The sequence below is a fragment of the Streptomyces roseus genome, assembly GCF_001044425.1.
Classification (GTDB): Bacteria; Actinomycetota; Actinomycetes; order Streptomycetales; family Streptomycetaceae; genus Streptomyces; species Streptomyces roseus.
Window position 1 is genome coordinate 45,405 of sequence record NZ_LFML01000156.1, and the last position, 20,589, is coordinate 65,993.

Genomic DNA, 20,589 nt, shown 5'->3' on the forward strand with positions numbered 1-20,589 from the left:
CACGATCTCCTGGGCGGCGGTGACCTCCGCCGGTCCGGGCAGGTAGGCCCGCTCGATCACCGGCAGCTGGCGCGGGTGGATCGCCGCCCGGCCGAGGAAACCCAGCGCCCGGCCGCGCGTACAGGAGACGGCCAGTGCCTCCAGGTCCCGGATGTCGGGGAAGACCGACTGCGCGGGCGGGGCCAGCCCGGCCGCCCGTGCCGCGATCACCACGCGGGAGCGTGGCCAGTCCAGCCCCGCCTCCGCACTGATGCCCAGATCCGCCCCGAGGTCGGACTCGCCGAGGGAGAGCCCGCGCAGGGCGGGGTGCGCCCGCGCGATCTCGTACGCGCGTTCCACGCCCAGCGCCGACTCCAGCATGGCGTGCAGGGCCACCCCGCCCGTGCGGTCGGCCACCGCGGCGATCTGCTCCGGAGCCGTGATCTTCGGCAGCCGCAGCCCGGCCAGGCCGTGCAGCCCGGTCAGGGCGGTGAGGTCGGCGCCGGCCCAGGGGGAGTCCAGGGCGTTGACGCGGACGAACACGGGGACGGCGGGCCGCTCGGCCAGCCGCTCCGCGGTGGCGGCGCGGGCGTACTCCTTGCGGGAGGCCGACACCGCGTCCTCCAGGTCGACGATGACGGCGTCGGCCCCGGAGCACAGGGCCTTGGCGACCACGTCCGGTCGGTCGCCGGGTACGTAGAGCCAGGTCAGGATCACAGGGCCCCCTCCATCCGGAGTGCGCTGATCTCGGTCTCGGACAGGCCGAGTTCGGTGAGTACGGCTTCGGTGTCCGCGCCGTGCGGGCGGCCCGCCCAGCGGATCCCGCCGGGGGTCCCGGACAGTCGGAACAGGACGTTCTGCATCCGGAGCGGGCCGAGTTCGGGGTCCTCGACCTCGGTGACGGTGTCCAGGGCCGCGAACTGCGGATCGGCCATGACGTCCCGTACGTCGTAGACCAGGGCCACGGCGGCCTCGGCCTCCTCGAAGGCGGCGACGACCTCGTCGGCCTTGTGGCGTCCGATCCAGCCGCCGACGGCCTCGTCGAGGACGGGCGCGTGGGCGGCCCGGCCGGAGCCGCTCGCGAACCAGGGCTCGGCGATCAGCTCGGGCCGGTCGACGAGCCGCATCACGCGCTCCGCGATGGACTGGGCCGAGGTGGAGACCGCCAGCCAGCGGCCGTCGGCGCTGCGGTAGGTGTTGCGGGGGGCGTTGTTGGTGGAGCGGTTGCCGGTGCGCGGCTGGACGTAGCCGAGCTGGTCGTACCAGAGGGGGTGCGGGCCCAGGACGGTCAGCATCGGTTCGATGATGGCCAGGTCCACCACCTGGCCGTGGCCGGTGCGCTCGCGCCCGGCGAGCGCGGTCATCACGGCGTACGCGGTGGTCAGCGCGGCGATGGAGTCGGCGAGGCCGAAGGGCGGCAGGGTCGGCGGCCCGTCCGGCTCCCCGGTGATCGCGGCGAAGCCGCTCATCGCCTCCGCGAGGGTGCCGAAGCCGGGGCGGCGGGCGTACGGGCCCTGCTGGCCGAAGGCCGTGACGCGGGCCAGGACCAGCCGCGGGTTGGCGGCGGACAGTTCGGGCCAGCCCAGGCCCCATTTCTCCAGGGTCCCGGGGCGGAAGTTCTCGATGACCACGTCGGCGGTGGCGGCCAGCCGCAGCAGGGTCTCCCGCCCGCCCGGGGTGGACAGGTCGAGGGTCATCGTCCGCTTGTTCCGGCCGAGCAGCTTCCACCACAGGCCGATGCCGTCCTTGGCGGGGCCGTGGCCGCGCGAGGGGTCGGGGCGCACGGGGTGCTCCACCTTGACCACCTCGGCGCCGAAATCGCCGAGCAGGGTGGCGGCCAGCGGCCCGGCGAAGAGGGTGGCGAGGTCCAGGACGCGCAGCCCGTCGAGGGGGCCGCCGGTGGCGGCCGCCCCCGGCGAGGGCCGCGTCGCGTCGGCAGGGGTCACGAGGCGGCTCCCGCGGCCGGCTCGCCGGCGAGGTCGCTCCCGGTACCTCCGGTACGGGGCGCGGGCGCGGGCGTCGAGGCGGCGAAGGCGTCGGTCTCCGCCCGGGTCGGCATCGAGTCCTGCGCCCCGGGCCGCCGGACGGAGAGGGCGGCCGCCGCCGAGGCCCAGCGCAGCGCCTCCGGCATCGGGCGGCCCTCCCCGAGGGCCACCGCGAGCGCGCCGACGAAGGTGTCCCCGGCGGCGGTGGTGTCCACGGCCCGCACCGGGAGCGCCGGCACCGCGAGCGGCTCCCGGCCCCGCGCCGCGTACAGCACCCCGGCCGCGCCCAGGGTGAGCACCACCTCCGGTACCTCGCGCAGCAGCGCCTCGGCGGCTCCCAGCGGGTCGGTGAAGCCGGTCAGGGCTGCCGCCTCGTGCTCGTTGGGCACCAGGAGGTCCACCAGCTCCAGCAGCTCGCGCGGCAGCGGCCGGGCGGGGGCCGGGGTGAGGACCGTACGGACCCCCTGGGCGCGGGCGGCCGCGGCGCCCGCGAGGACGGCCTCCATCGGGAGTTCGAGCTGGAGCAGCAGGAGGTCGACGGCTCCGATCCGCGCCGCGTCGCCCGCCTCCAGCCCGGTGACGGAGCCGTTGGCGCCGGGGATGACGACGATGCTGTTGGAGCCCTCGTCGTCGACGGTGATGTGGGCGGTGCCGCTGGCACCCTCGACGGTGCGCAGGGCGGCCGTCTCGACCCCGGCCGCGGTGAGCGCGGAGCGCAGCCGTACCCCGAACTCGTCGGCGCCGACCGCGCCGATCATCACCACCTCCCCGCCGCTGCGGGCGGCGGCGACGGCCTGGTTGGCGCCTTTGCCGCCGGGGACGGTGCGGAACGCGTGGCCGGTGACGGTCTCCCCGAGGCGGGGGGCCCTCGGGACGTAGGCGACGAGGTCCATGTTGGTACTGCCGAGCACGGCGATGGCCGTCATGGGCGGGCTGCCTCCTGTGCGGTGAGCTGGGCGAGGGTGTCGAAGCCGATGCCGTCGAAACCGGGGACGGTGGTGGCGAGGCGGTTCCCGAGGGGGGCGGACCAGCGGTGCGGGACGCCGTCCGGGTCGACGAGCGCGGCGAGCGAGCCGGCGGTGGCGCCGTTGGAGTCGGTGTCCCAGCCGCCGGAGACCGCGCGGCAGACGGAACGGGTGAAGTCCCCGTCGGCGTGGGTGAGGGCGGCGGCGATCAGGGCGGTGTTGGGGACGGCGTGGACCCAGTGGTAGTGGCCGTACCGCGCGTGGAGCTCGTCGACGACATGGTCGAAGTCGGCGTGTTGCCCGGCCGCGGCGACGGCGTGGCGGACGGCTTCGGCGAGGCGCGAGCGGGGCGGTACGACGGCCAGCCCGGCGCGGAGCGCGGTGTGGACGTCGGCCCGGCCTCCGGCGGCCTCGGCGATGGCGGCGGCGGTGAACAGGGCGGCGTAGAGGCCGTTGCCGGTGTGGGTGAGGGCGGCGTCCCGGTATGCCTGGGCCGCGGCGGCGGCCGGGTCGCCGGGGTGGGTCCAGCCGTGGACGTCGGCCCGGATCAGGGCGCCGATCCACTCGCGGAAGGGGTTGTGGTGGGTGGCGGTGGCCGGGGGCTCCAGTCCTTGGAGGAGGTTGCGGTAGGCCAGGCGCTCGGCGGTGAACGTGCGCCCGGCGGGCAGCTCGTCGAGCCAGAGCCGGCCGACGTCGGCGGTGGTGAAGCCCTTGCCGTGGCGCTGGAGCAGCCGCACCCCCAGGAGGGGGTAGTTGAGGTCGTCGTCCTCGGGCATGCCGTCGATGTTCTCAGCGAGGGAGGTGCCGGCGGAACGCCGGTTCCAGGGGTGCGCGGCCAGCAGCTCCGCGGGGACGCCGCGCGCGGTGAACCAGTCGCCGGGCGGCCAGTTCCCGGCGGCCCGGCCGAGCGCCCGGATCGCGTGCAGCGGCAGCTTCTCGACGGGCTTGCCGAGCAGGCACCCGACGGCCCGCCCCACCCATGCCGCCTCCAGCCGACGGCACAGCTCCGCATCGAAGCCGGTTCCGGTTCCGCCCTCGGTCCTGCTTCCGGTTCCGGTCATGGTTCCGGTTCCGGTCCTGCTTCCGGTCGCGGTTCCGGCGACGGGGTTCGGCTCGCCGGGGCGGCCCGCCGGGCGGGGGTGCGTGGCGGGCGGGGACGCGGGCCAGGTCGCGGTGATCGCGGGCCAGGAGGCCGGTTCCGCCGCGGCCGAGGGGACCGGGAGGGAGGCGAGTTCGTCCAGGAGGCGCAGGGCCAGGGCGCGCAGTTCCGGTGGGGCCGGGGCGGGGGAGGCGCCGGCCCGGGAGGGGGCCGGGTGGCCGCCCGCCGCCGCCCAGGCCCGCGCCGCCGGCCCGGCGTCCCGGCCGTCCTCCGCCGCCTGCCGCAGCTCGTGGCCGACCAGGTCCTCCGGCTGCGCCCAGGTCAGCCGCAGGGTCCCGGCCGGACCGCCACCCGGGGCCCGCGCGGGCGACGGCCCCGCGGGCGCGGCGGGAGCGGCGGGCGGGGCGGGGGTCACCGTGCGCCGGCGATCGAGGTGAAGGCCGCCTCGTGGGCCCGGCGGCGGTCCCGGTCCCGCGCGAAGCCCTCGCGGGCCACTGCCGCCAGGGCCGTCGCCGGGGCGTGCAGGTCGAGGCGGCTGGCCTCGGCGACCTCCTTGGCCCAGGCGGGCGGAACCGCCGAGACGCCCGCGAGGGCTCCGCAGATCGCCCCGGCCATGGTGGCGATGGAGTCGCAGTCGCGGCCGTAGTTGACGGCGCCGAGCACCGAGCCCTCGTACGCCCCGTCGGAGACGACCAGCATGCCGAGCGCGATCGGCAGCTCCTCGATCGCGTGCAGGCGAGAGGGGCGGCGGGCGCCGAGGGAGGGGGAGCGGTAGTCCGGGCCGACCGAGTCGTACGGGGCCACCGCCGCGCGCAGCGGGGCCAGCGCCGATTCGAAGTCCCGGTGGCGGGCGGCCGCTTCGCACACCGCGGCGATCGCCTCCCGGGTGCCGTCCTTGGCCAGCGCCAGGGCCGTGTCCACCACCGAGGAGGCCGTGGCCCCCGGCCGGCAGGCCGCCGCCACCGCGGCCGCGAAGACGCCCGCCGCCTCCCGCCCGTACGAGGACTGGTGCGCCCCGGCGATGTCCAGGGCCTCCGCGTACGCGCCCGCCGGATTGCCCGCGTTGACGATGCCCACCGGCGCCATGTACATCGCCGCCCCGCAGTTGACGATGTTGCCGCTGCCCGCCTCGCGGGGGTCGACGTGCCCGTAGTGCAGACGGCTCACGATCCACTTCTCCGCGAGGAAGATCCGCTGCAAGGGGAGGGCCCGGGCCTCCAGTTCGGGGATCCAGCGCGGGTTCGTCATCAGGTCGGGGACCAGGTGCTCGGCGACCGCGTACGCGTCGAGGTGGTCGCGTACGGCCTCGTAGACCCGTACCAGCGCGTGCGTCATGAGGGTGTCGTCGGTGACGTGGCCGTCGCCCTTGTGGTACGGCGCGATGGGGCGTGCCGTACGCCAGTCCTCGTACCAGGGGCCGACGATGCCGTGCACGCGGCCGCCGTGCCGCTGCGCGATCTGGTCCGGGGACCAGCCCTCCACCGGGCCGCCGAGCGCGTCGCCGACGGCGGCCCCGACGAGGCAGCCGGCCGCCCGGTCTTCGAGAGTGAGCGTCATGTCCGAATCATCCCTTGGGTGAGGTGAGTTCCGTACGAGCGAGCAGCGCGGCGAGTTCGACGAGGTCCGTTCCGGCGAGGCGGGGCAGCGCGCAGCCGGAGAGGGTGCGGCAGGCCTCGCGCCAGGCGGCGGGGATCGAGTCGCCGCCGCCGAGGGCGCCGGTGAGCGCGCCGGCGAGGGCGGGGGCGGAGTCCGCGACGCGGGAGAGGCAGGCGGCCGCCGGTACGGCCTCGGCGGCCCGGCCGCGGGCGGCGGTGGCGAGGGCGAGGGCGACGGGGACGGTCTCGGCGGCGGCGATGCCGTAGCTGTAGACGTGGTCCACGATCTCGTGTTCGAGGGTGGGGACGATGGCGAAGGCCCCGCCCTCGGGGTGGACGCGGGCGAGCTTGACGGCGTGGCGGGCGTTGCGGCCGATCTCGGTGGCCTCGGGGAGCCGGTCGAGGGCGGCGTCCACGGCGGTGTCGGTGTCGGCGCCGGCGAGGGCGGCCGCGATGGCGGCGGCCATGGCGCGGGCACCGTGGACCCCGTCGCCGTCCTGGGTGTAGCGGGCGTCGAACTCGGCGAGGTCGGCGGCGGCCGCCGGGTCGCCGGGGTGCACGACGGCGAGGACGCAGGCGCGCACGCAGGCGGCGTCGTCGAAGTAGTGCGGGTTGTCGTGGCCGGTGGCAGGCGGGCGCAGGCCGGCGGCGAGGTTGCCGAGGCCCGCCCGTACGGAGATGCGGGCGCGCAGCGGCAGCACGGCGGACTCCACCTCGGGGGCGCGTTCCGCCGCCGCGGCGATCTCGCTGGCCAGGGCGTTCCAGGCCAGGTCGATGGCGGCCCGCATGCGGCGGGACCGGCTGAGGTCGCTGAGCAGCGCGCCGGCGGCGGTGAGTACGGATTCGGCGGCGAACGCGGCCCATTCGGCGTCGTCGGAGGGGCCGAGGCGCAGGGGCTCCGGCGGCTGGTTGAGGGCGATGGGGACGGGGAGGGTGGTGGTCTGGTTGTGCTCGGCGAAGGTGTCGAGCTCGCGGGTGAGGCGGCGGGTCCATTCGGGCATGCGGCTGGCGCGGTGCCGGGCGGCGGGCCACCCGGCGGCGTCGCCCGCGGCGAGTCCGAGCAGCACCCCTTCGATCCGCCGCACGTCGGCTGGGGGCCGCGGCCCCTGGCCCGGCGGGAGGGAGGTCATCGGGATTCCGGGGTGAGGAGGTCCGCGATGTCCAGGACGTGGTGGCCGCGCATCGAGGGGAGGCAACTGCCGCGGACCGGGCCGATGGCCTCGGCCCACTCCCGCGGGATCGCGTCGATGCCCGACAGGGCGCCGCAGAGGGCGCCCGCCACCGCCGCCGTGGTGTCCGCGTCGCGGCCCATGTTCACCGCCGTCAGGACCGAGGTGACGAAGTCGCCGCCGCAGGCGGCGAAGGCCCCGAACGCCAGGCCCACGGCCTCGGGGGCCAGGTCCGTCCACGGGTAGCCGCCGATCACCACGGCGGAGCGCACGGCCCGCTCCCCGCGCGGGGCGGCCGTCACCGCGCGGCGCAGGGAGCGGGCCGTCCAGGAGTCGGACGGGATCACGGACAGGGCCGCGGAGACGACGGAGGCGGGCGAGCCGCCCGCCATGGCCGCCGCGACCCCGGCCGCGACCGCCTGGCCGCCGTAGATGCCCTCGCCGTCGTGGCTGACCGAGCCGTCGATGGCGACGAGCCGGGCCGCTTCGGCCGGGCGGCCCGCCGCGAAGACGCCGAAGGGGGCCGCCCGCATGGCCAGCCCGTCCGACCAGGCGTGCCGGTGCTGGGCGGAGATGGGGGCGGCCAGGCCCCGGCGGAGGTTCTCCAGCGTGCCGCGCTCGCTGAAGCCCGCCCCGCGGAAGGGCCCCTCGTCGAGGTCGGCGATCCACTGGTGCCAGGCCCGCTCGACGTGGGAGACGGTCAGCGCCGACCCGTGGCGGGCCAGCAGCAGCCCGGAGAAGATCGCGTACTCGGTGTCGTCGGTGCCGGCCGGGTCGTCCGATACGAACCCCTCGATGCGACCCCATTTCGCCCGGATCTCCGAGGGCTTCATGTTCTCGGCGGGGGCGCCGAGCGCGTCACCCGCCGCGAGGCCGAGAAGAGCGCCCCTGGCCCGTTCGAGGAGGACCTGCGGATTGCGTGCAATCAGCTTCATCGGCTCCATGGCGCGCCTCTCCACTGTGGATGGGGCTCATCATGAGCCCTTGGGGGATTTGTGCCATGTCATGTGGTTTGTCGGTTGTCGCGAAACACCCCGCCCAGGCCGCCGTCACCCGGTCGCCGACCCGCGAAACCCCAGGTAAGTACGGCCTTCCTTGCTGGCGGGCGAAGGAAATCGTGCGTAGTTTCGAGGTGTTCCGGGGGTGTGGTGCCTGCGCGTCGCGCATGGCGTGGTTCCGCGTACCCGTTCGTACAAAAGGGGAGGAATCCAATCATGTCTCTCATCGACATCGAAGCGCCGCTGCACACCGCGCACCGCGACAACCACACCCACCGCGACGTCAACGGCGGATGGCTGCGACCGGCCGTTTTCGGCGCCATGGACGGGCTGGTCTCCAACCTCGCGCTGATGACCGGCGTGGCCGGCGGCGCCGTCGCTCCGCAGACGATCGTGATCACCGGGCTGGCGGGCCTCGCCGCCGGAGCCTTCTCGATGGCGGCCGGCGAGTACACCTCGGTGGCCTCGCAGCGCGAGCTGGTCCTCGCCGAACTTGACATAGAACGCGCGCAGTTGCGCAAGCACCCCGTCGACGAGATGGAGGAGCTGGCCGAGCTGTACGTATCGCGCGGGGTCGAGCCGAAGCTCGCCCGCGAGGTCGCCATGCAGCTGTCCCGGGACCCGGAGCAGGCGCTGGAGATCCACGCCCGCGAGGAGCTCGGGATCGACCCCGACGACCTGCCGTCGCCGATGGTCGCCGCGGTGTCGTCCTTCGGCTCGTTCGCGCTGGGCGCGCTGCTGCCCGTACTGCCGTACCTGCTCGGGGCCGCGTCCCTGTGGCCGGCGGTGCTGCTGGCGCTGGTGGGGCTCTTCGCCTGCGGCGCGGCCGTCTCCCGGGTCACCGCGCGGAGCTGGTGGTACAGCGGCCTGCGGCAGCTGGTGCTGGGCGGGGCGGCCGCGGGTGTGACGTACGTCCTGGGAACCTGGATCGGCTCAGCCGTAGGCTGACCGCGCAAGCAGTGAGACACTATGCAGTCGGTGGCATAAGTACTCCATTACCCGGCGGTTTCGCGCCCGTATCCGCAGGGCATCAGTCCAGGGCGCCGCGCCGGGCAACGATGCCCGTGCGCTGCGGAGTCTCCACTGTCTGCTGCGTGCCGTGTCCGCATGGTGAAACGCCATATCCGCTTCTCGGGATTGCAGTCATCATGTAACCTGCACGAAATTTCGCAGAGGGCCAACGTCGTCCCTCGGCTATGACACATATGCCGCTACGACGACGGGAGAGCCGATGCGTTCCGCATCCACGCACTCCGCGACCGGCCCCAGCACCACCGCCTGGTCGCCCATGGACGGTCGCCCCGCCCCCCAGGGCATGTACGACCCGCGCAACGAGCACGACGCCTGCGGCGTCGGCTTCGTGGCCAACCTCAGCGGCGAGGCCGGCCACACGCTGGTCGAGCAGGCGCTGACCGTATTGCGGAACCTCGAACACCGCGGTGCCACCGGATCCGAGCCCGACTCGGGCGACGGCGCCGGAATCCTCTCCCAGGTCCCCGACGCGTTCCTGCGCGAGGTGGCCGGATTCGAGCTCCCCGAGGCCGGCGCGTACGCCGTCGGCATCGCCTTCCTCCCCGCCGACGGCCCCGCACAGGCCGTCGCCGTGGAGCAGATCGAGGCCATCGCCGCCGAGGAGAACCTCACCGTCCTCGGCTGGCGCGAGGTCCCGGTCACCCCGGACCTGCTCGGCAACGGCGCCCGCGCCACCATGCCGGCCTTCTCGCAGCTGTTCGTGAGCGGGGGCACCTCCCGGGCCGAAGGCTCCGGGGGAGGCACGACGGGCATCGAGCTGGACCGCAAGGCCTTCGTGCTGCGCAAGCGCGCCGAGCGCGAGGCCGGCGTGTACTTCCCGTCGCTCTCCGCCCGCACCATCGTCTACAAGGGCATGCTGACCACCGGCCAGCTGGAGCCCTTCTTCCCGGACCTCTCCGACCGCCGCTTCGCCTCGGCGCTGGCCCTGGTCCACTCCCGGTTCTCGACCAACACCTTCCCCTCCTGGCCGCTGGCCCACCCGTACCGCTTCGTCGCGCACAACGGCGAGATCAACACGGTCAAGGGCAACCGCAACTGGATGAAGGCCCGCGAGTCCCAGCTGGCCTCCGACGTCTTCGGCGACGGAGCCCTGGAGCGGATTTTCCCCATCTGCACCCCGGACGCCTCCGACTCGGCCTCCTTCGACGAGGTCCTGGAGCTCCTGCACCTCGGCGGCCGCTCGCTGCCCCACGCCGTGCTGATGATGATCCCGGAGGCGTGGGAGAACCACACCTCCATGGACCCGGCCCGCCGCGCGTTCTACCAGTACCACTCCACGCTGATGGAGCCCTGGGACGGCCCGGCCTGCGTCACCTTCACCGACGGCACCCAGGTCGGCGCGGTCCTCGACCGCAACGGTCTGCGCCCCGGCCGCTACTGGGTCACCGACGACGGCCTCGTCGTCCTCTCCTCCGAGGTCGGCGTCCTCGACATCGACCCCGCCAAGGTCGTCCGCAAGGGCCGCCTCCAGCCCGGCAAGATGTTCCTCGTCGACACCGCCCAGAAGCGGATCATCGAGGACGACGAGATCAAGGCAGGCCTGGCCGCGGCCGCGCCCTACGCGGACTGGCTGGAGTCCGGCGAGATCGAGCTGACGGACCTGCCCGAGCGCGAGCACATCGTCCACACCCACGCCTCGGTCACCCGCCGCCAGCAGACCTTCGGCTACACCGAGGAAGAGCTGCGCCTCATCCTCGCGCCGATGGCCCTCACCGGCGGCGAGCCGCTCGGCTCCATGGGAACGGACTCGCCGATCGCGGCCCTGTCCGAGCGCCCCCGGCTGCTCTTCGACTACTTCACCCAGCTCTTCGCGCAGGTCACCAACCCGCCGCTGGACGCCATCCGCGAGGAGCTCGTCACCTCGCTGCTGTCCTCGCTGGGCCCGCAGGGCAACCTGCTCGACCCGACCGCCGCGTCCTGCCGCAGCGTCACCCTGCCCTTCCCGGTCATCGACAACGACGAGCTGGCCAAGCTCATCCACGTCAACGCCGACGGCGACATGCCGGGCATGAAGGCCGCCACCCTCTCCGGCCTCTACCGGGTCTCCGGCGGCGGCGAGGCACTGGCCGCCCGCCTGGAGGAGATCCGCGGCGAGGTCGACGCGGCCATCGCGGGCGGCGCCCACCTCATCGTCCTCTCGGACCGCCACTCGGACGCCGAGCACGCGCCGATCCCCTCGCTGCTGCTCACCTCCGCCGTGCACCACCACCTCATCGCCACCAAGCAGCGCACCCAGGTGGGCCTGCTGGTCGAGGCCGGCGACGTCCGCGAGGTCCACCACGTCGCGCTGCTCATCGGCTACGGCGCCGCCGCCGTGAACCCGTACCTCGCCATGGAGTCCGTCGAGGACCTGCTGCGCGCCGGTACGTTCCTGTCCGGCCTGGAGCCGGAGCAGGCCATCAGGAACCTGATCTACGCGCTCGGCAAGGGCGTCCTGAAGGTCATGTCCAAGATGGGCATCTCCACCGTCGCCTCCTACCGCGGCGCGCAGGTCTTCGAGGCCGTCGGCCTGAACGAGGAGTTCGTCGGGTCCTACTTCCAGGGCACCGCCACCAAGATCGGCGGCGCCGGGCTGGACGTCATCGCCAAGGAGGTGGCCGCCCGCCACGCCAAGGCGTACCCGGCCTCCGGCATCGCGGCCACGCACCGCGCGCTGGAGATCGGCGGCGAGTACCAGTGGCGCCGCGAGGGCGAGCCGCACCTGTTCGACCCGGAGACGGTCTTCCGCCTCCAGCACGCCACCCGCAACCGCCGGTACGACATCTTCAAGAAGTACACGGACCGGGTGAACGAGCAGTCCGAACGCCTCATGACGCTCCGCGGGCTCTTCGGCTTCAAGGGCGCCGAGGACGGCGGCCGCCCCTCGATCCCCATCGACGAGGTCGAGTCGGTCGCCGACATCGTCAAGCGCTTCTCCACCGGCGCCATGTCGTACGGCTCCATCTCGCGCGAGGCCCACGAGACCCTCGCCATCGCCATGAACCAGCTGGGCGGCAAGTCCAACACCGGTGAGGGCGGCGAGGACCCGGACCGCCTGTACGACCCGGCGCGGCGCTCGTCGATCAAGCAGGTCGCCTCCGGCCGCTTCGGCGTCACCAGCGAGTACCTGGTCAACGCGGACGACATCCAGATCAAGATGGCGCAGGGCGCCAAGCCCGGCGAGGGCGGCCAGCTGCCCGGCCACAAGGTCTACCCGTGGGTCGCCAAGACGCGGCACTCGACGCCCGGCGTCGGTCTGATCTCCCCGCCGCCGCACCACGACATCTACTCCATCGAGGACCTGGCCCAGCTGATCCACGACCTCAAGAACGCCAACCCGGCCGCACGCATCCACGTGAAGCTGGTGTCGGAGGTCGGCGTCGGGACCGTCGCCGCGGGCGTCTCCAAGGCCCACGCGGACGTCGTCCTCATCTCCGGCCACGACGGCGGTACGGGAGCCTCCCCGCTCACCTCGCTCAAGCACGCGGGCGGCCCCTGGGAGCTCGGCCTCGCCGAGACCCAGCAGACCCTGCTGCTCAACGGGCTGCGCGACCGCATCGTCGTCCAGACCGACGGCCAGCTCAAGACCGGCCGCGACGTGGTCATCGCCGCGCTGCTCGGCGCCGAGGAGTTCGGTTTCGCGACCGCGCCGCTCGTCGTCTCCGGCTGCGTCATGATGCGCGTCTGCCACCTGGACACCTGCCCGGTCGGCATCGCCACACAGAACCCGGTCCTGCGCGAGCGCTTCTCCGGCAAGGCCGAGTTCGTCGTGAACTTCTTCGAGTTCATCGCCGAGGAGGTCCGCGAGATCCTGGCCGAGCTGGGCTTCCGTACGATCGAGGAGGCCGTCGGCCACGCCGAACTGCTCGACACCAGCAAGGCCGTCACGCACTGGAAGGCGCAGGGCCTCGACCTGGAGCCCCTCTTCCACGTGCCGGCGCTGCCCGAGGGCGCGGTCCGCCACGCCCTCATCGAGCAGGACCACGGTCTGGAGAAGGCCCTCGACAACGAGCTGATCAAGCTCGCGGCCGACGCGCTGAACGCCGAGACCGCCGAGGCCGCCCAGCCGGTCCGCGCGCAGGTCGCCATACGGAACATCAACCGGACCGTCGGCACCATGCTCGGCCACGCGGTCACGAAGAAGTTCGGCGGTGCGGGCCTGCCCGACGACACCATCGACCTGACCTTCACCGGCAGCGCGGGCCAGTCCTTCGGTGCCTTCCTGCCGCGCGGCGTGACGCTGCGCCTGGAGGGCGACGCCAACGACTACGTCGGCAAGGGCCTGTCGGGCGGCCGGGTCGTGGTCCGCCCGGACCGCGGCGCCGACCACCTCGCCGAGTACTCGACCATCGCCGGCAACACCATCGGCTACGGCGCCACCGGCGGCGAGATGTTCCTGCGCGGCCGCACCGGCGAGCGCTTCTGCGTCCGCAACTCGGGCGCCCTGGTCGTCTCGGAGGGCGTGGGCGACCACGGCTGCGAGTACATGACCGGCGGCACGGCCGTCGTCCTCGGCGAGACGGGCCGCAACTTCGCGGCCGGCATGTCGGGCGGCGTCGCGTACGTCATCGACCTGGACCCCGCCAACGTCAACGCCGGCAACACCGGGGCCGTCGAGGTCCTCTCGGACACCGACAAGCAGTGGCTGCACGATGTGGTGCGCCGCCACGAGGAGGAGACCGGCTCGACCGTGGCCGCGAAGCTCCTGGCCGACTGGTCCGTCTCCGCGGACCGGTTCAGCAAGATCATCCCGACCACGTACAAGGCAGTGCTCGCCGCCAAGGACGCCGCTGAGCTGGCCGGACTCACGGAGTCCGAGACCACGGAGAAGATGATGGAGGCGGCGACCCATGGCTGACCCGAAGGGCTTCCTCACCACCCCGCGCGAGACGGCCTGTTCCCGTCCGGTCGCCGACCGGCTGAAGGACTGGAACGAGGTCTACGTCCCGGGCTCGCTGCTCCCGATCATCAGCAAGCAGGCCGGCCGCTGCATGGACTGCGGCATCCCGTTCTGCCACAACGGGTGCCCGCTCGGGAACCTGATCCCGGAGTGGAACGACTTCGCGTACCGCGAGGACTGGTCGGCGGCGTCGGAGCGGCTCCACGCCACGAACAACTTCCCGGAGTTCACGGGCCGGCTGTGCCCCGCTCCGTGCGAGTCGGCGTGCGTGCTCGGCATCAACCAGCCGGCCGTCACGATCAAGAACGTCGAAGTCTCGATCATCGACAAGGCGTGGGACAACGGCAACGTCACCCCGCAGCCGCCGGAGCGGCTGTCCGGCAAGACGGCGGCCGTCATCGGCTCGGGCCCGGCCGGTCTGGCCGCGGCCCAGCAGCTGACCCGGGCCGGCCACACCGTGGTCGTGTACGAGCGCGCGGACCGCATCGGCGGCCTGCTGCGCTACGGCATCCCCGAGTTCAAGATGGAGAAGGTGCACATCAACCGGCGCATAGAGCAGATGCGCGCCGAGGGCACCAAGTTCCGCACCGGCATCGAGATCGGCCGCGACCTGTCCGCGACCGACCTGCGCAAGCGGTTCGACGCGGTCGTCGTCGCGGCGGGCGCGACGGTCTCCCGCGACCTCCCGGTCCCGGGGCGCGAACTGCGCGGCATCCACTTCGCGATGGAGTACCTCCCCCTCGCGAACAAGGTCCAGGAGGGCGACTTCGTGGCCCCGCCGATCACGGCGGAGGGCAAGCACGTGGTCGTCATCGGCGGCGGTGACACGGGCGCGGACTGCGTGGGCACGGCCCACCGCCAGGGCGCGCTCTCGGTGACGCAACTGGAGATCATGCCGCGGCCGTCGGAGGACCGACCGGCCGGGCAGCCGTGGCCGACCTTCCCCATGCTCTACAAGGTCACCTCGGCGCACGAGGAGGGCGGCGAGCGGATCTACTCCGTCTCCACCACCCACTTCGAGGGCGACGAGGACGGCAACGTCCAGGCGCTGCACCTGGTCGAGGTGGAGTTCAAGGACGGCAGGCTGGAGCAGAAGCCGGGCACCGAGCGGGTCCTCCCGGCCCAGCTGGTCACCCTGGCGATGGGCTTCACGGGCACCGACCAGGCCAACGGTCTGGTGTCCCAGTTCGGCCTGGAGCTGGACGAGCGCGGCAACGTGGCGCGCGACGCGTCGTACGCGACCAACGTCGACGGCGTCTTCGTGGCCGGCGACGCCGGCCGCGGCCAGTCGCTGATCGTCTGGGCGATCGCGGAGGGCCGCTCGGCGGCCCGGGGCGTGGACCGCTACCTGACGGGCAGCAGCGCCCTCCCGTACCCCGTCAAGCCGACGGACCGCTCCCTGGTGGTCTGACCGTCCGCTTCCCCCTGGGGAGGCCCGAGGTACCCCTTCCCCCTGGGGAGGCCCGAAGTACCCCTCCCCTCTCGGGGGGGAGGACCCCTCATACGGTCCGCACAAAGGTGTGCGGAACTCTGACACAGCGCCCGTCATGGCTCCTTCTGGACGCCGTGCTCGCACCGCACGGCCGCAGGCGGCCTCCCGGGCTTCGCCCGGCTGCGCCGGCCTCCGACCGGCGGCATGTGGCCGGGGTGCAGTACCCCTCCCCCCGGGGAGGACCCCTCATACGGTCCGCACAAAGGTGTGCGGAACTCTGACACAGCGCCCGTCATGTCCCCGACCAGGGATGACGGGCGCTGTGGCGTTCGGGCGGTCCGTTACCGGGGCTCCCGTACGGTCACGGGACGCCGTGCTCGCACCGCTGGGCCGCATGCGGCCTCCCGGGCTTCGCCTACTCGGGCTGGGTGGCCGTAGCGCCCCAGTGGATGGACGGGGCCGAGGCGGTCACCCAGGCTCCGAAGCCGCCCCGCAGGCCCGTGCCGAGGGGGACGGTGACCCGGGCCGGTTCGGTCTCCGGGCAGTCGACCGTGAAGGGGGCCGGGTCACGGTCCGGATGGTCGTCGATGTGGGGCCCTGCCGCGACCGTTCGCCTGATGCATGTGATCCCGCGTGGTGTGTCGGCTACCTGCCGGTGTCGGCCACGCTAACCGCTGCTGTTGACAACGGACTTCGCGCATGTCTTCTTGGCGGTCACCGCGACCGCGCACCCACGCGCACCTGCGGGTCGGGGTGCTGAGGCCCGGGGGCGCTTCACTCGTGCAGGTGACGGGCGGGGGCGGGGCCGGCGGGGCGGGTTGGGCCGGACGGGGCAGCCGGGCCGGGTGCGCGCACCGTTCACGGGGCCGGAGTCTGGTACCCATCTGGATCATGGTCCCCCTCCGAACCCTGCTGAGCGGCCTGCTCGGCGCCGCCCTGCTGATTCCCGCCCAGCCCTGCGCCGCCGATGGCGACGACGCCTTCGGCGGGCGGACCGTCGACTACCGGGGGATGCGGGTCGCCGTCCCCGCGGAATGGCGGGTCGTCGACCTGGAGCGGGACCCCGGCGCCTGCCTGCGGCTGGACCTGCCGACCCTGTACCTCGGCCACGCCGGTACCCAGGGCGAATGCAGCGGGCGGGCCGTGCGGAGGCGGGCCGACACCCTGCACCTGGAGCCGCTCGACGGAGCACCGGCGCGGGCCGACATCCCGACGCTGAGGGCGGACGGAACGGGCGGGCTCCCCGAGGCGCGGGGGGACAGCGGCGAGGTGCGGTACGCCCTGCCCGGGGCGGGGGTGATGGCGACGATCTCGTACGGGGGCGCGTCCGACACCGTACGAGACGTGCTTGCGCGGGCCGTCGGCACGCCCGCCCCCGCCGGCACGGCCTCCGCCGCCGCCGTCCCCGCCGGCACGGCCTCCGCCGCCGCCGGCGCCGTCCCCGCCGAACCCGTCTCCGCCGTCGCCGGCCCGAAGCCCGTCCGGGCCCAGCCGCCCTTCACCGGCGCCGGCTTCGACGCCTGCACCGCCCCCGCCCAGCGCGCCATGGACGGCTGGCGCGGCGCGTCACCGTTCGGCGCCGTCGGCATCTACATCGGCGGCCGCGCCCGGGCCTGCGCCCAGCCCCGGCTCACCGCCGACTGGGTCCGGCGGCAGGCCGGGGCGGGCTGGCACCTGATGCCGCTCTGGGTCGGCCCGCAGCCCTGGAACAGCCCCGCCACCGGCCTTCCGGTCGATCCCTCCCGGGCGAACCGCGAGGGCTCCGAGGCCGCCGAGGGCGCCGTCCGGGCGGCCCGCTCCCTGGGCCTGGCCGAAGGCACGGTGCTCTACGACGACCTGGAGAACTACACCGACCGCACCACCTGGGACCCGCCGGTCGTCGCCTACCTCACCGCCTGGACGGTCCGCCTGCACGAGCTCGGCTACCGCGCCGGCGCCTACGTGGCCGCCGGCTCCGGGGCCAAGGCCCTGAACGAACACCACGACCAGGCCCCCGAGGCCATGCCCGACGTGCTGTGGGTGGCCTCCTGGAACGGCAAGGCCTCGGTCGCCGACACCGACGCGGGCCTGCCCGCCGGTACGCACCGCTGGTCCGGCCGTCGCCGCGCCCACCAGTACCGCGGCGACCACGAGGCCACGTACGCCGGGGTCACGATCACCATCGACCGCAGCTGGGTCGACGTGGACCCGGCCCTCCTGGACGCACTCCCCGGCGCGTTCTTCTAGACGAACTCATCCCGCGCGGCCACGGCGCCGCCCGGCCGGCCGGCGCCGTACGTCAGCTCCCGGTTCCCGCCGGGTCCTCGCGCGGGGGCTCGTCGTCGCTGCCCCGGCGCAGGGTGTGCAGGCCGCCGGCCGGGGTCCAGGTGCGGACCACCAGGTCGTCGCCGTCGATGCCGGTGTGGACCACCTCCGTCAGGTCCGCGTGGAAGAGGTGGAAGGGGTGCGGGGTCTCGGTCTCCTCCGCGTACCGGTGCAGCTCGGGCGGGTCCAGCAGTTCGATCGCGCGCCCGGAGATCCGTACGTCCCCGTCCGGCATCTCCTCACCCGCCCCGGGGTTGGTGTGCAGGGCGAAGCGCGGGTCGCGCTGGAGGTCCTTGGCCTTCATCGAGCCCGGCATCATCCCGAGCCACAGCTCGCCGCCGCGGATGTCGACGTTCAGCCCGGTCAGCCGTGGGGAGCCGTCCTTGCGCAGCGTGCCGAGGACGTGGTGCGGGTACAGCGCGAAGCGGGCCCGGACGACCTCCGCGAATGCCGGTTCCCGATTCTCGAACGATGCCCAGTTGTTCGTGGTCGTCATACGCCCATCAAAGCGCCTGGCACCCGCACAGGCCGCTCAGGCGCGCACGATGCCGGCCGCGCGGGCCGACGCCAGCCAGGACGGGAACTCCATGACCAGCCGGTCGAACAGCACCGGGTCCGGTACCTCGCGCGGATCCGGGCCCGCGTGGAAGTACCCCGCGTTGTCCACCACCCGCCGTTTGGGCACGGGCAGTTCGTCAAGGCGCCGCAGGAAGTCGAACTGGCTGCTGTGCGTCCGGCCGAAGCCGACGAACTGCCAGAACAGCGGGAGCCGGGCCGCCTTGCACAGGTACCGTTCCGCCGCCGTCTTGTCCATCGGACCGCCGTCCGTCTGGAAGACGACCAGCGCCGGATCCGCCGCCCCCGAGTCCAGATAGTGGTCGATCACGGCCTCCATGGCCGCGTCGTACGCGGTCTTGCCCATGTGGCCCAGACGGGAGGCGATCTCGGCGATCCGCCCCTGGTGACCGGCGAGCGGTATCTCCTCCACCGCGTCGACCCCGGTCGAGAAGAACACCGCCGGCACGCGGCCGTCGTCGTCGAGGTGGGCCGACAGGCCCAGTACCCGGTCGGCGAAGGCCTGCACGGTGCCGTCGCGGTAGTACGGGCGCATCGACCCCGAGTAGTCCAGGACCAGGTACACCGCGGCGCGCACGCCCTCCAGGCCGTGTTTGCGCAGCGAGATCCCGGCGCTCTTGTAGAGGCTCACGAGCGCCGGAGCGGTCGCTTCCATCGTGCGGAGGTCGATCGCGCTGCCCGTCATGGCCCGAGGGTACGTCAGCTACCGTCCTGCGGGCCCGGGTTCCTCCAGGCTCGCGAGATCGTCGAGCATCGCGGCCGCGAGGGCGCTCTCGGATGCGTAGTAGCGCTCCGCCCACCTGAGGGTGAGGGCCGGGTAGGCCCATGCCGGCTCGTCGAGGGCGGCCCGGGCATCGGCCACCGCGGCCGACCGCATCCCATCCGCGAACTCCTGCTGCTTCAGCAGGAGTTCGCGCAACCGGCCGGGCTCCAGCAGATGGCCCAGCCACAGCCTCAGCATCGGCCCGTGCTTGAGGACGGGCGGATCGGCCGGGGTCTCGCGGGCCCATGCGCGGCCGGCCGCCATGCCCTCCTCGGTGATCCGGTACAGCCGCTTGCCGCGGCTGCCGGCCTCCTGTGCCACCTGTCTCGACGAGGCGTAACCGGCCTTCTCCAGGCGCCTGAGTTCGCTGTAGATCTGGCTGAAGGAGGGGCTCCAGTAGAAGAAGCGCAGCGAGCGGTCCGACCACTTCTTCAGGTCGTAGCCGGAGAGTTCCTCCCCGAAGGAGAGCAGCCCGAGTACGGCCCAGCCGGTCGCCGGGAGCGGGCGCCTGTCCGTGTCGTCTGCCACGCAGTGCAGTCTACGGCCCGGTTTTCGAGCCTTCCCGCCCCTCCCGCCCTTCCCTTCCTTCCTTTCCATATGACTGATAGGGGTATGCCTATTAGGCGTATCGCGGGCGGTGGGGCGGGAGGAGTGGCGGATGGTCTCGCTGGACGGCAAGGTCGTCGTCATCACGGGCTCCGGGCGCGGGCAGGGCGCGGCCGGCGCCCGCCTGTGCGCGGAGGCCGGCGCGCGGGTGGTCGTCACGGACGTACGGGAGGAGGAGGGCCGCGCCGTCGCCTCCTCGCTGGGGGAGCAGGGCCTGTACGTCCGGCACGACGTGGCCGAAGAGGCGGGCTGGGCCCGGGGGGGACGGGAGGCGGTACGGGCCTTCGGCACGATCTCCGCGCTGGTCAACAACGCGGCGCTGTGGCGCACGGCGCACGTCGAGCGGCAGCGGCGCGAGGAGTTCGAGGAGCTGCTGCGGGTGAACCTGCTGGGGCCCTTCCTCGGCATCCAGGCGGTGGCGCCGGTGCTGCGGGCGGCCGGGGGCGGGTCGATCGTGAACGTCTCCTCCACGGCCGGACTGGTCGGCATCCCCGGCCACGCGGCGTACGGGTCCACCAAGTTCGGGCTGCGGGGACTGACCCGCTCGGCGGCGCTGGACCTGGCGGGGGACCGGATCCGGGTCAACTCGGTGCATCCGGGGGCGATCGACACGCCGATGGTGGCCGAGGTCGCCGGACGGGACTGGTCGCACGTCCCGCTGGGGCGGATGGGGCGGCCACAGGAGGTCGGGGAGCTGGTGCTGTTCCTCTGCTCGGACGCCTCCTCGTACGTGACGGGGGCGGAGTTCGCGGTGGACGGGGGGATGACCGCGCGATGAGCGAGGACCTCGCGGGCCGTGGCGCCGGGGGCGACCGGCTGTCCCCCGCGGCCCGGGAACTGTGCGACGCGATGACGGCGGCGTTCCCGGGTCCGGGGAACGTGGCGGCCCTTCGGGCGGCCGCGGCCGGCGGCCGGTCGGCGGGACCGGAGGTGGCGTCGGTACGGGACGCCGAGGCCTGCGGGGTCCCGGTCCGGGTCTACGACCCGGCGCCGGGCTCGACGGGCCGGCCGCTCGCGGTGTTCCTCCACGGCGGCGGGTGGGTGATGTGCGGGGTCGCCACGCACGACGCGACGTGCCGGTCGCTGGCCGCCGGGTCGGGCGCGGTGGTGGTCTCCGCCGACTACCGCCTGGCCCCCGAACACCCCTGGCCGGCGGCGCCGGACGACGCGCTGAACGTACTGCTGTGGGCCCGGGCGCGGGCGCCGG

At 73.8% G+C, this 20,589-nt stretch carries 16 protein-coding genes; 6 read left to right on the plus strand and 10 right to left on the minus strand.

Translation table 11 applies throughout. The features are described 5' to 3' along the window. The 7 genes from ACS04_RS31880 to ACS04_RS31910 form a co-directional block, all read right to left on the minus strand. Positions 1-696, minus strand: a 696-nt coding sequence (locus ACS04_RS31880; protein WP_048480336.1) for an HpcH/HpaI aldolase/citrate lyase family protein, incomplete at its 3' end; no start/stop codon positions are given. Further along, positions 693-1,925 (minus strand): CaiB/BaiF CoA transferase family protein, encoded by a 1,233-nt coding sequence (locus ACS04_RS31885; protein ID WP_048480337.1) that lies wholly within the window; start codon positions 1,923-1,925, stop codon positions 693-695. The genes ACS04_RS31885 and ACS04_RS31880, both read right to left, overlap by 4 nt. Then, entirely contained in the window at positions 1,922-2,890 is a 969-nt protein-coding gene (gene rbsK, locus ACS04_RS31890) for a ribokinase (RefSeq protein WP_078865566.1), read from the minus strand. Before rbsK ends, ACS04_RS31885 begins: the two co-directional genes overlap by 4 nt. Continuing rightward, entirely contained in the window at positions 2,887-4,359 is a 1,473-nt protein-coding gene (locus tag ACS04_RS31895) for an ADP-ribosylglycohydrolase family protein (protein WP_048480355.1), read from the minus strand. Before ACS04_RS31895 ends, rbsK begins: the two co-directional genes overlap by 4 nt. 80 nt (positions 4,360-4,439) lie before the next feature. After that, positions 4,440-5,585, minus strand: a complete 1,146-nt coding sequence (locus ACS04_RS31900) for an ADP-ribosylglycohydrolase family protein (protein ID WP_048480338.1) — start codon at positions 5,583-5,585, stop codon at positions 4,440-4,442. A 7-nt stretch (positions 5,586-5,592) separates the two neighbouring features. Further along, positions 5,593-6,753, minus strand: a complete 1,161-nt coding sequence (locus ACS04_RS31905; RefSeq protein WP_048480339.1) for an ADP-ribosylglycohydrolase family protein — start codon at positions 6,751-6,753, stop codon at positions 5,593-5,595. Then, the gene (locus ACS04_RS31910) at positions 6,750-7,727 is read right to left on the minus strand and encodes an ADP-ribosylglycohydrolase family protein (RefSeq protein WP_048480356.1); all 978 of its coding nucleotides are present in this window, start codon (positions 7,725-7,727) and stop codon (positions 6,750-6,752) included. The genes ACS04_RS31905 and ACS04_RS31910 overlap by 4 nt, the downstream gene beginning before the upstream one ends. A 279-nt stretch (positions 7,728-8,006) precedes the next feature. Here ACS04_RS31910 and ACS04_RS31915 point away from each other — a divergent pair, with 279 nt between their 5' ends. From ACS04_RS31915 to ACS04_RS31930, 4 genes are all read left to right on the plus strand, one after another. After that, a complete protein-coding gene (locus ACS04_RS31915; protein WP_048480340.1) occupies positions 8,007-8,738 on the plus strand; it encodes a VIT1/CCC1 transporter family protein in 732 nt (243 codons plus the stop codon). A gap of 340 nt (positions 8,739-9,078) precedes the next feature. Then, on the plus strand, positions 9,079-13,659 hold the full coding sequence (gene gltB, locus ACS04_RS31920; protein ID WP_209441824.1) for a glutamate synthase large subunit: 4,581 nt from the start codon (positions 9,079-9,081) through the stop codon (positions 13,657-13,659). Then, positions 13,652-15,112: a glutamate synthase subunit beta gene (locus ACS04_RS31925; RefSeq protein WP_048480342.1), complete on the plus strand. Its 1,461-nt coding sequence runs from the start codon at positions 13,652-13,654 to the stop codon at positions 15,110-15,112. The genes gltB and ACS04_RS31925 overlap by 8 nt, the downstream gene beginning before the upstream one ends. Before the next feature lie 912 nt (positions 15,113-16,024). Beyond that, a complete protein-coding gene (locus tag ACS04_RS31930) occupies positions 16,025-17,359 on the plus strand; it encodes a DUF1906 domain-containing protein (RefSeq protein ID WP_048480343.1) in 1,335 nt (444 codons plus the stop codon). Positions 17,360-17,411: 52 nt separating this feature from the next. Here ACS04_RS31930 and ACS04_RS31935 read toward each other — a convergent pair whose 3' ends face one another. From ACS04_RS31935 to ACS04_RS31945, 3 genes are read right to left on the minus strand one after another with little or no spacing between them, the layout of a single operon-like run. After that, entirely contained in the window at positions 17,412-17,933 is a 522-nt protein-coding gene (locus ACS04_RS31935; protein ID WP_048480344.1) for a pyridoxamine 5'-phosphate oxidase family protein, read from the minus strand. A 36-nt stretch (positions 17,934-17,969) separates the two neighbouring features. After that, on the minus strand, positions 17,970-18,698 hold the full coding sequence (locus ACS04_RS31940) for a VWA domain-containing protein (RefSeq protein WP_048480345.1): 729 nt from the start codon (positions 18,696-18,698) through the stop codon (positions 17,970-17,972). An 18-nt stretch (positions 18,699-18,716) separates the two neighbouring features. Beyond that, on the minus strand, positions 18,717-19,304 hold the full coding sequence (locus tag ACS04_RS31945; RefSeq protein ID WP_048480346.1) for a PadR family transcriptional regulator: 588 nt from the start codon (positions 19,302-19,304) through the stop codon (positions 18,717-18,719). 130 nt (positions 19,305-19,434) lie between these two features. On the opposite strand from ACS04_RS31945, the gene ACS04_RS31950 reads away from it, so the two are divergent. Continuing rightward, positions 19,435-20,160, plus strand: coding sequence for an SDR family NAD(P)-dependent oxidoreductase (locus ACS04_RS31950; RefSeq protein ID WP_048480347.1), 726 nt, complete (start codon positions 19,435-19,437; stop codon positions 20,158-20,160). Beyond that, on the plus strand, positions 20,157-20,589 hold a 433-nt coding region (locus ACS04_RS31955), incomplete at its 3' end, for an alpha/beta hydrolase (protein WP_048480348.1). The genes ACS04_RS31950 and ACS04_RS31955, both read left to right, overlap by 4 nt.

Coding starts and splice junctions, on each gene's coding strand:
- ACS04_RS31950 (WP_048480347.1), top strand. CDS start 19,435: ATGGTCTCGCTGGACGGCAAGGTCGTCGTCATCACGGGCTCCGGGCGC.
- ACS04_RS31905 (WP_048480339.1), bottom strand. CDS start 6,753: ATGACCTCCCTCCCGCCGGGCCAGGGGCCGCGGCCCCCAGCCGACGTG.
- ACS04_RS31935 (WP_048480344.1), bottom strand. CDS start 17,933: ATGACGACCACGAACAACTGGGCATCGTTCGAGAATCGGGAACCGGCA.
- ACS04_RS31900 (WP_048480338.1), bottom strand. CDS start 5,585: ATGACGCTCACTCTCGAAGACCGGGCGGCCGGCTGCCTCGTCGGGGCC.
- ACS04_RS31930 (WP_048480343.1), top strand. CDS start 16,025: ATGGTCCCCCTCCGAACCCTGCTGAGCGGCCTGCTCGGCGCCGCCCTG.
- gltB (WP_209441824.1), top strand. CDS start 9,079: ATGGACGGTCGCCCCGCCCCCCAGGGCATGTACGACCCGCGCAACGAG.
- ACS04_RS31925 (WP_048480342.1), top strand. CDS start 13,652: ATGGCTGACCCGAAGGGCTTCCTCACCACCCCGCGCGAGACGGCCTGT.
- rbsK (WP_078865566.1), bottom strand. CDS start 2,890: ATGACGGCCATCGCCGTGCTCGGCAGTACCAACATGGACCTCGTCGCC.
- ACS04_RS31915 (WP_048480340.1), top strand. CDS start 8,007: ATGTCTCTCATCGACATCGAAGCGCCGCTGCACACCGCGCACCGCGAC.
- ACS04_RS31910 (WP_048480356.1), bottom strand. CDS start 7,727: ATGAAGCTGATTGCACGCAATCCGCAGGTCCTCCTCGAACGGGCCAGG.
- ACS04_RS31940 (WP_048480345.1), bottom strand. CDS start 18,698: ATGACGGGCAGCGCGATCGACCTCCGCACGATGGAAGCGACCGCTCCG.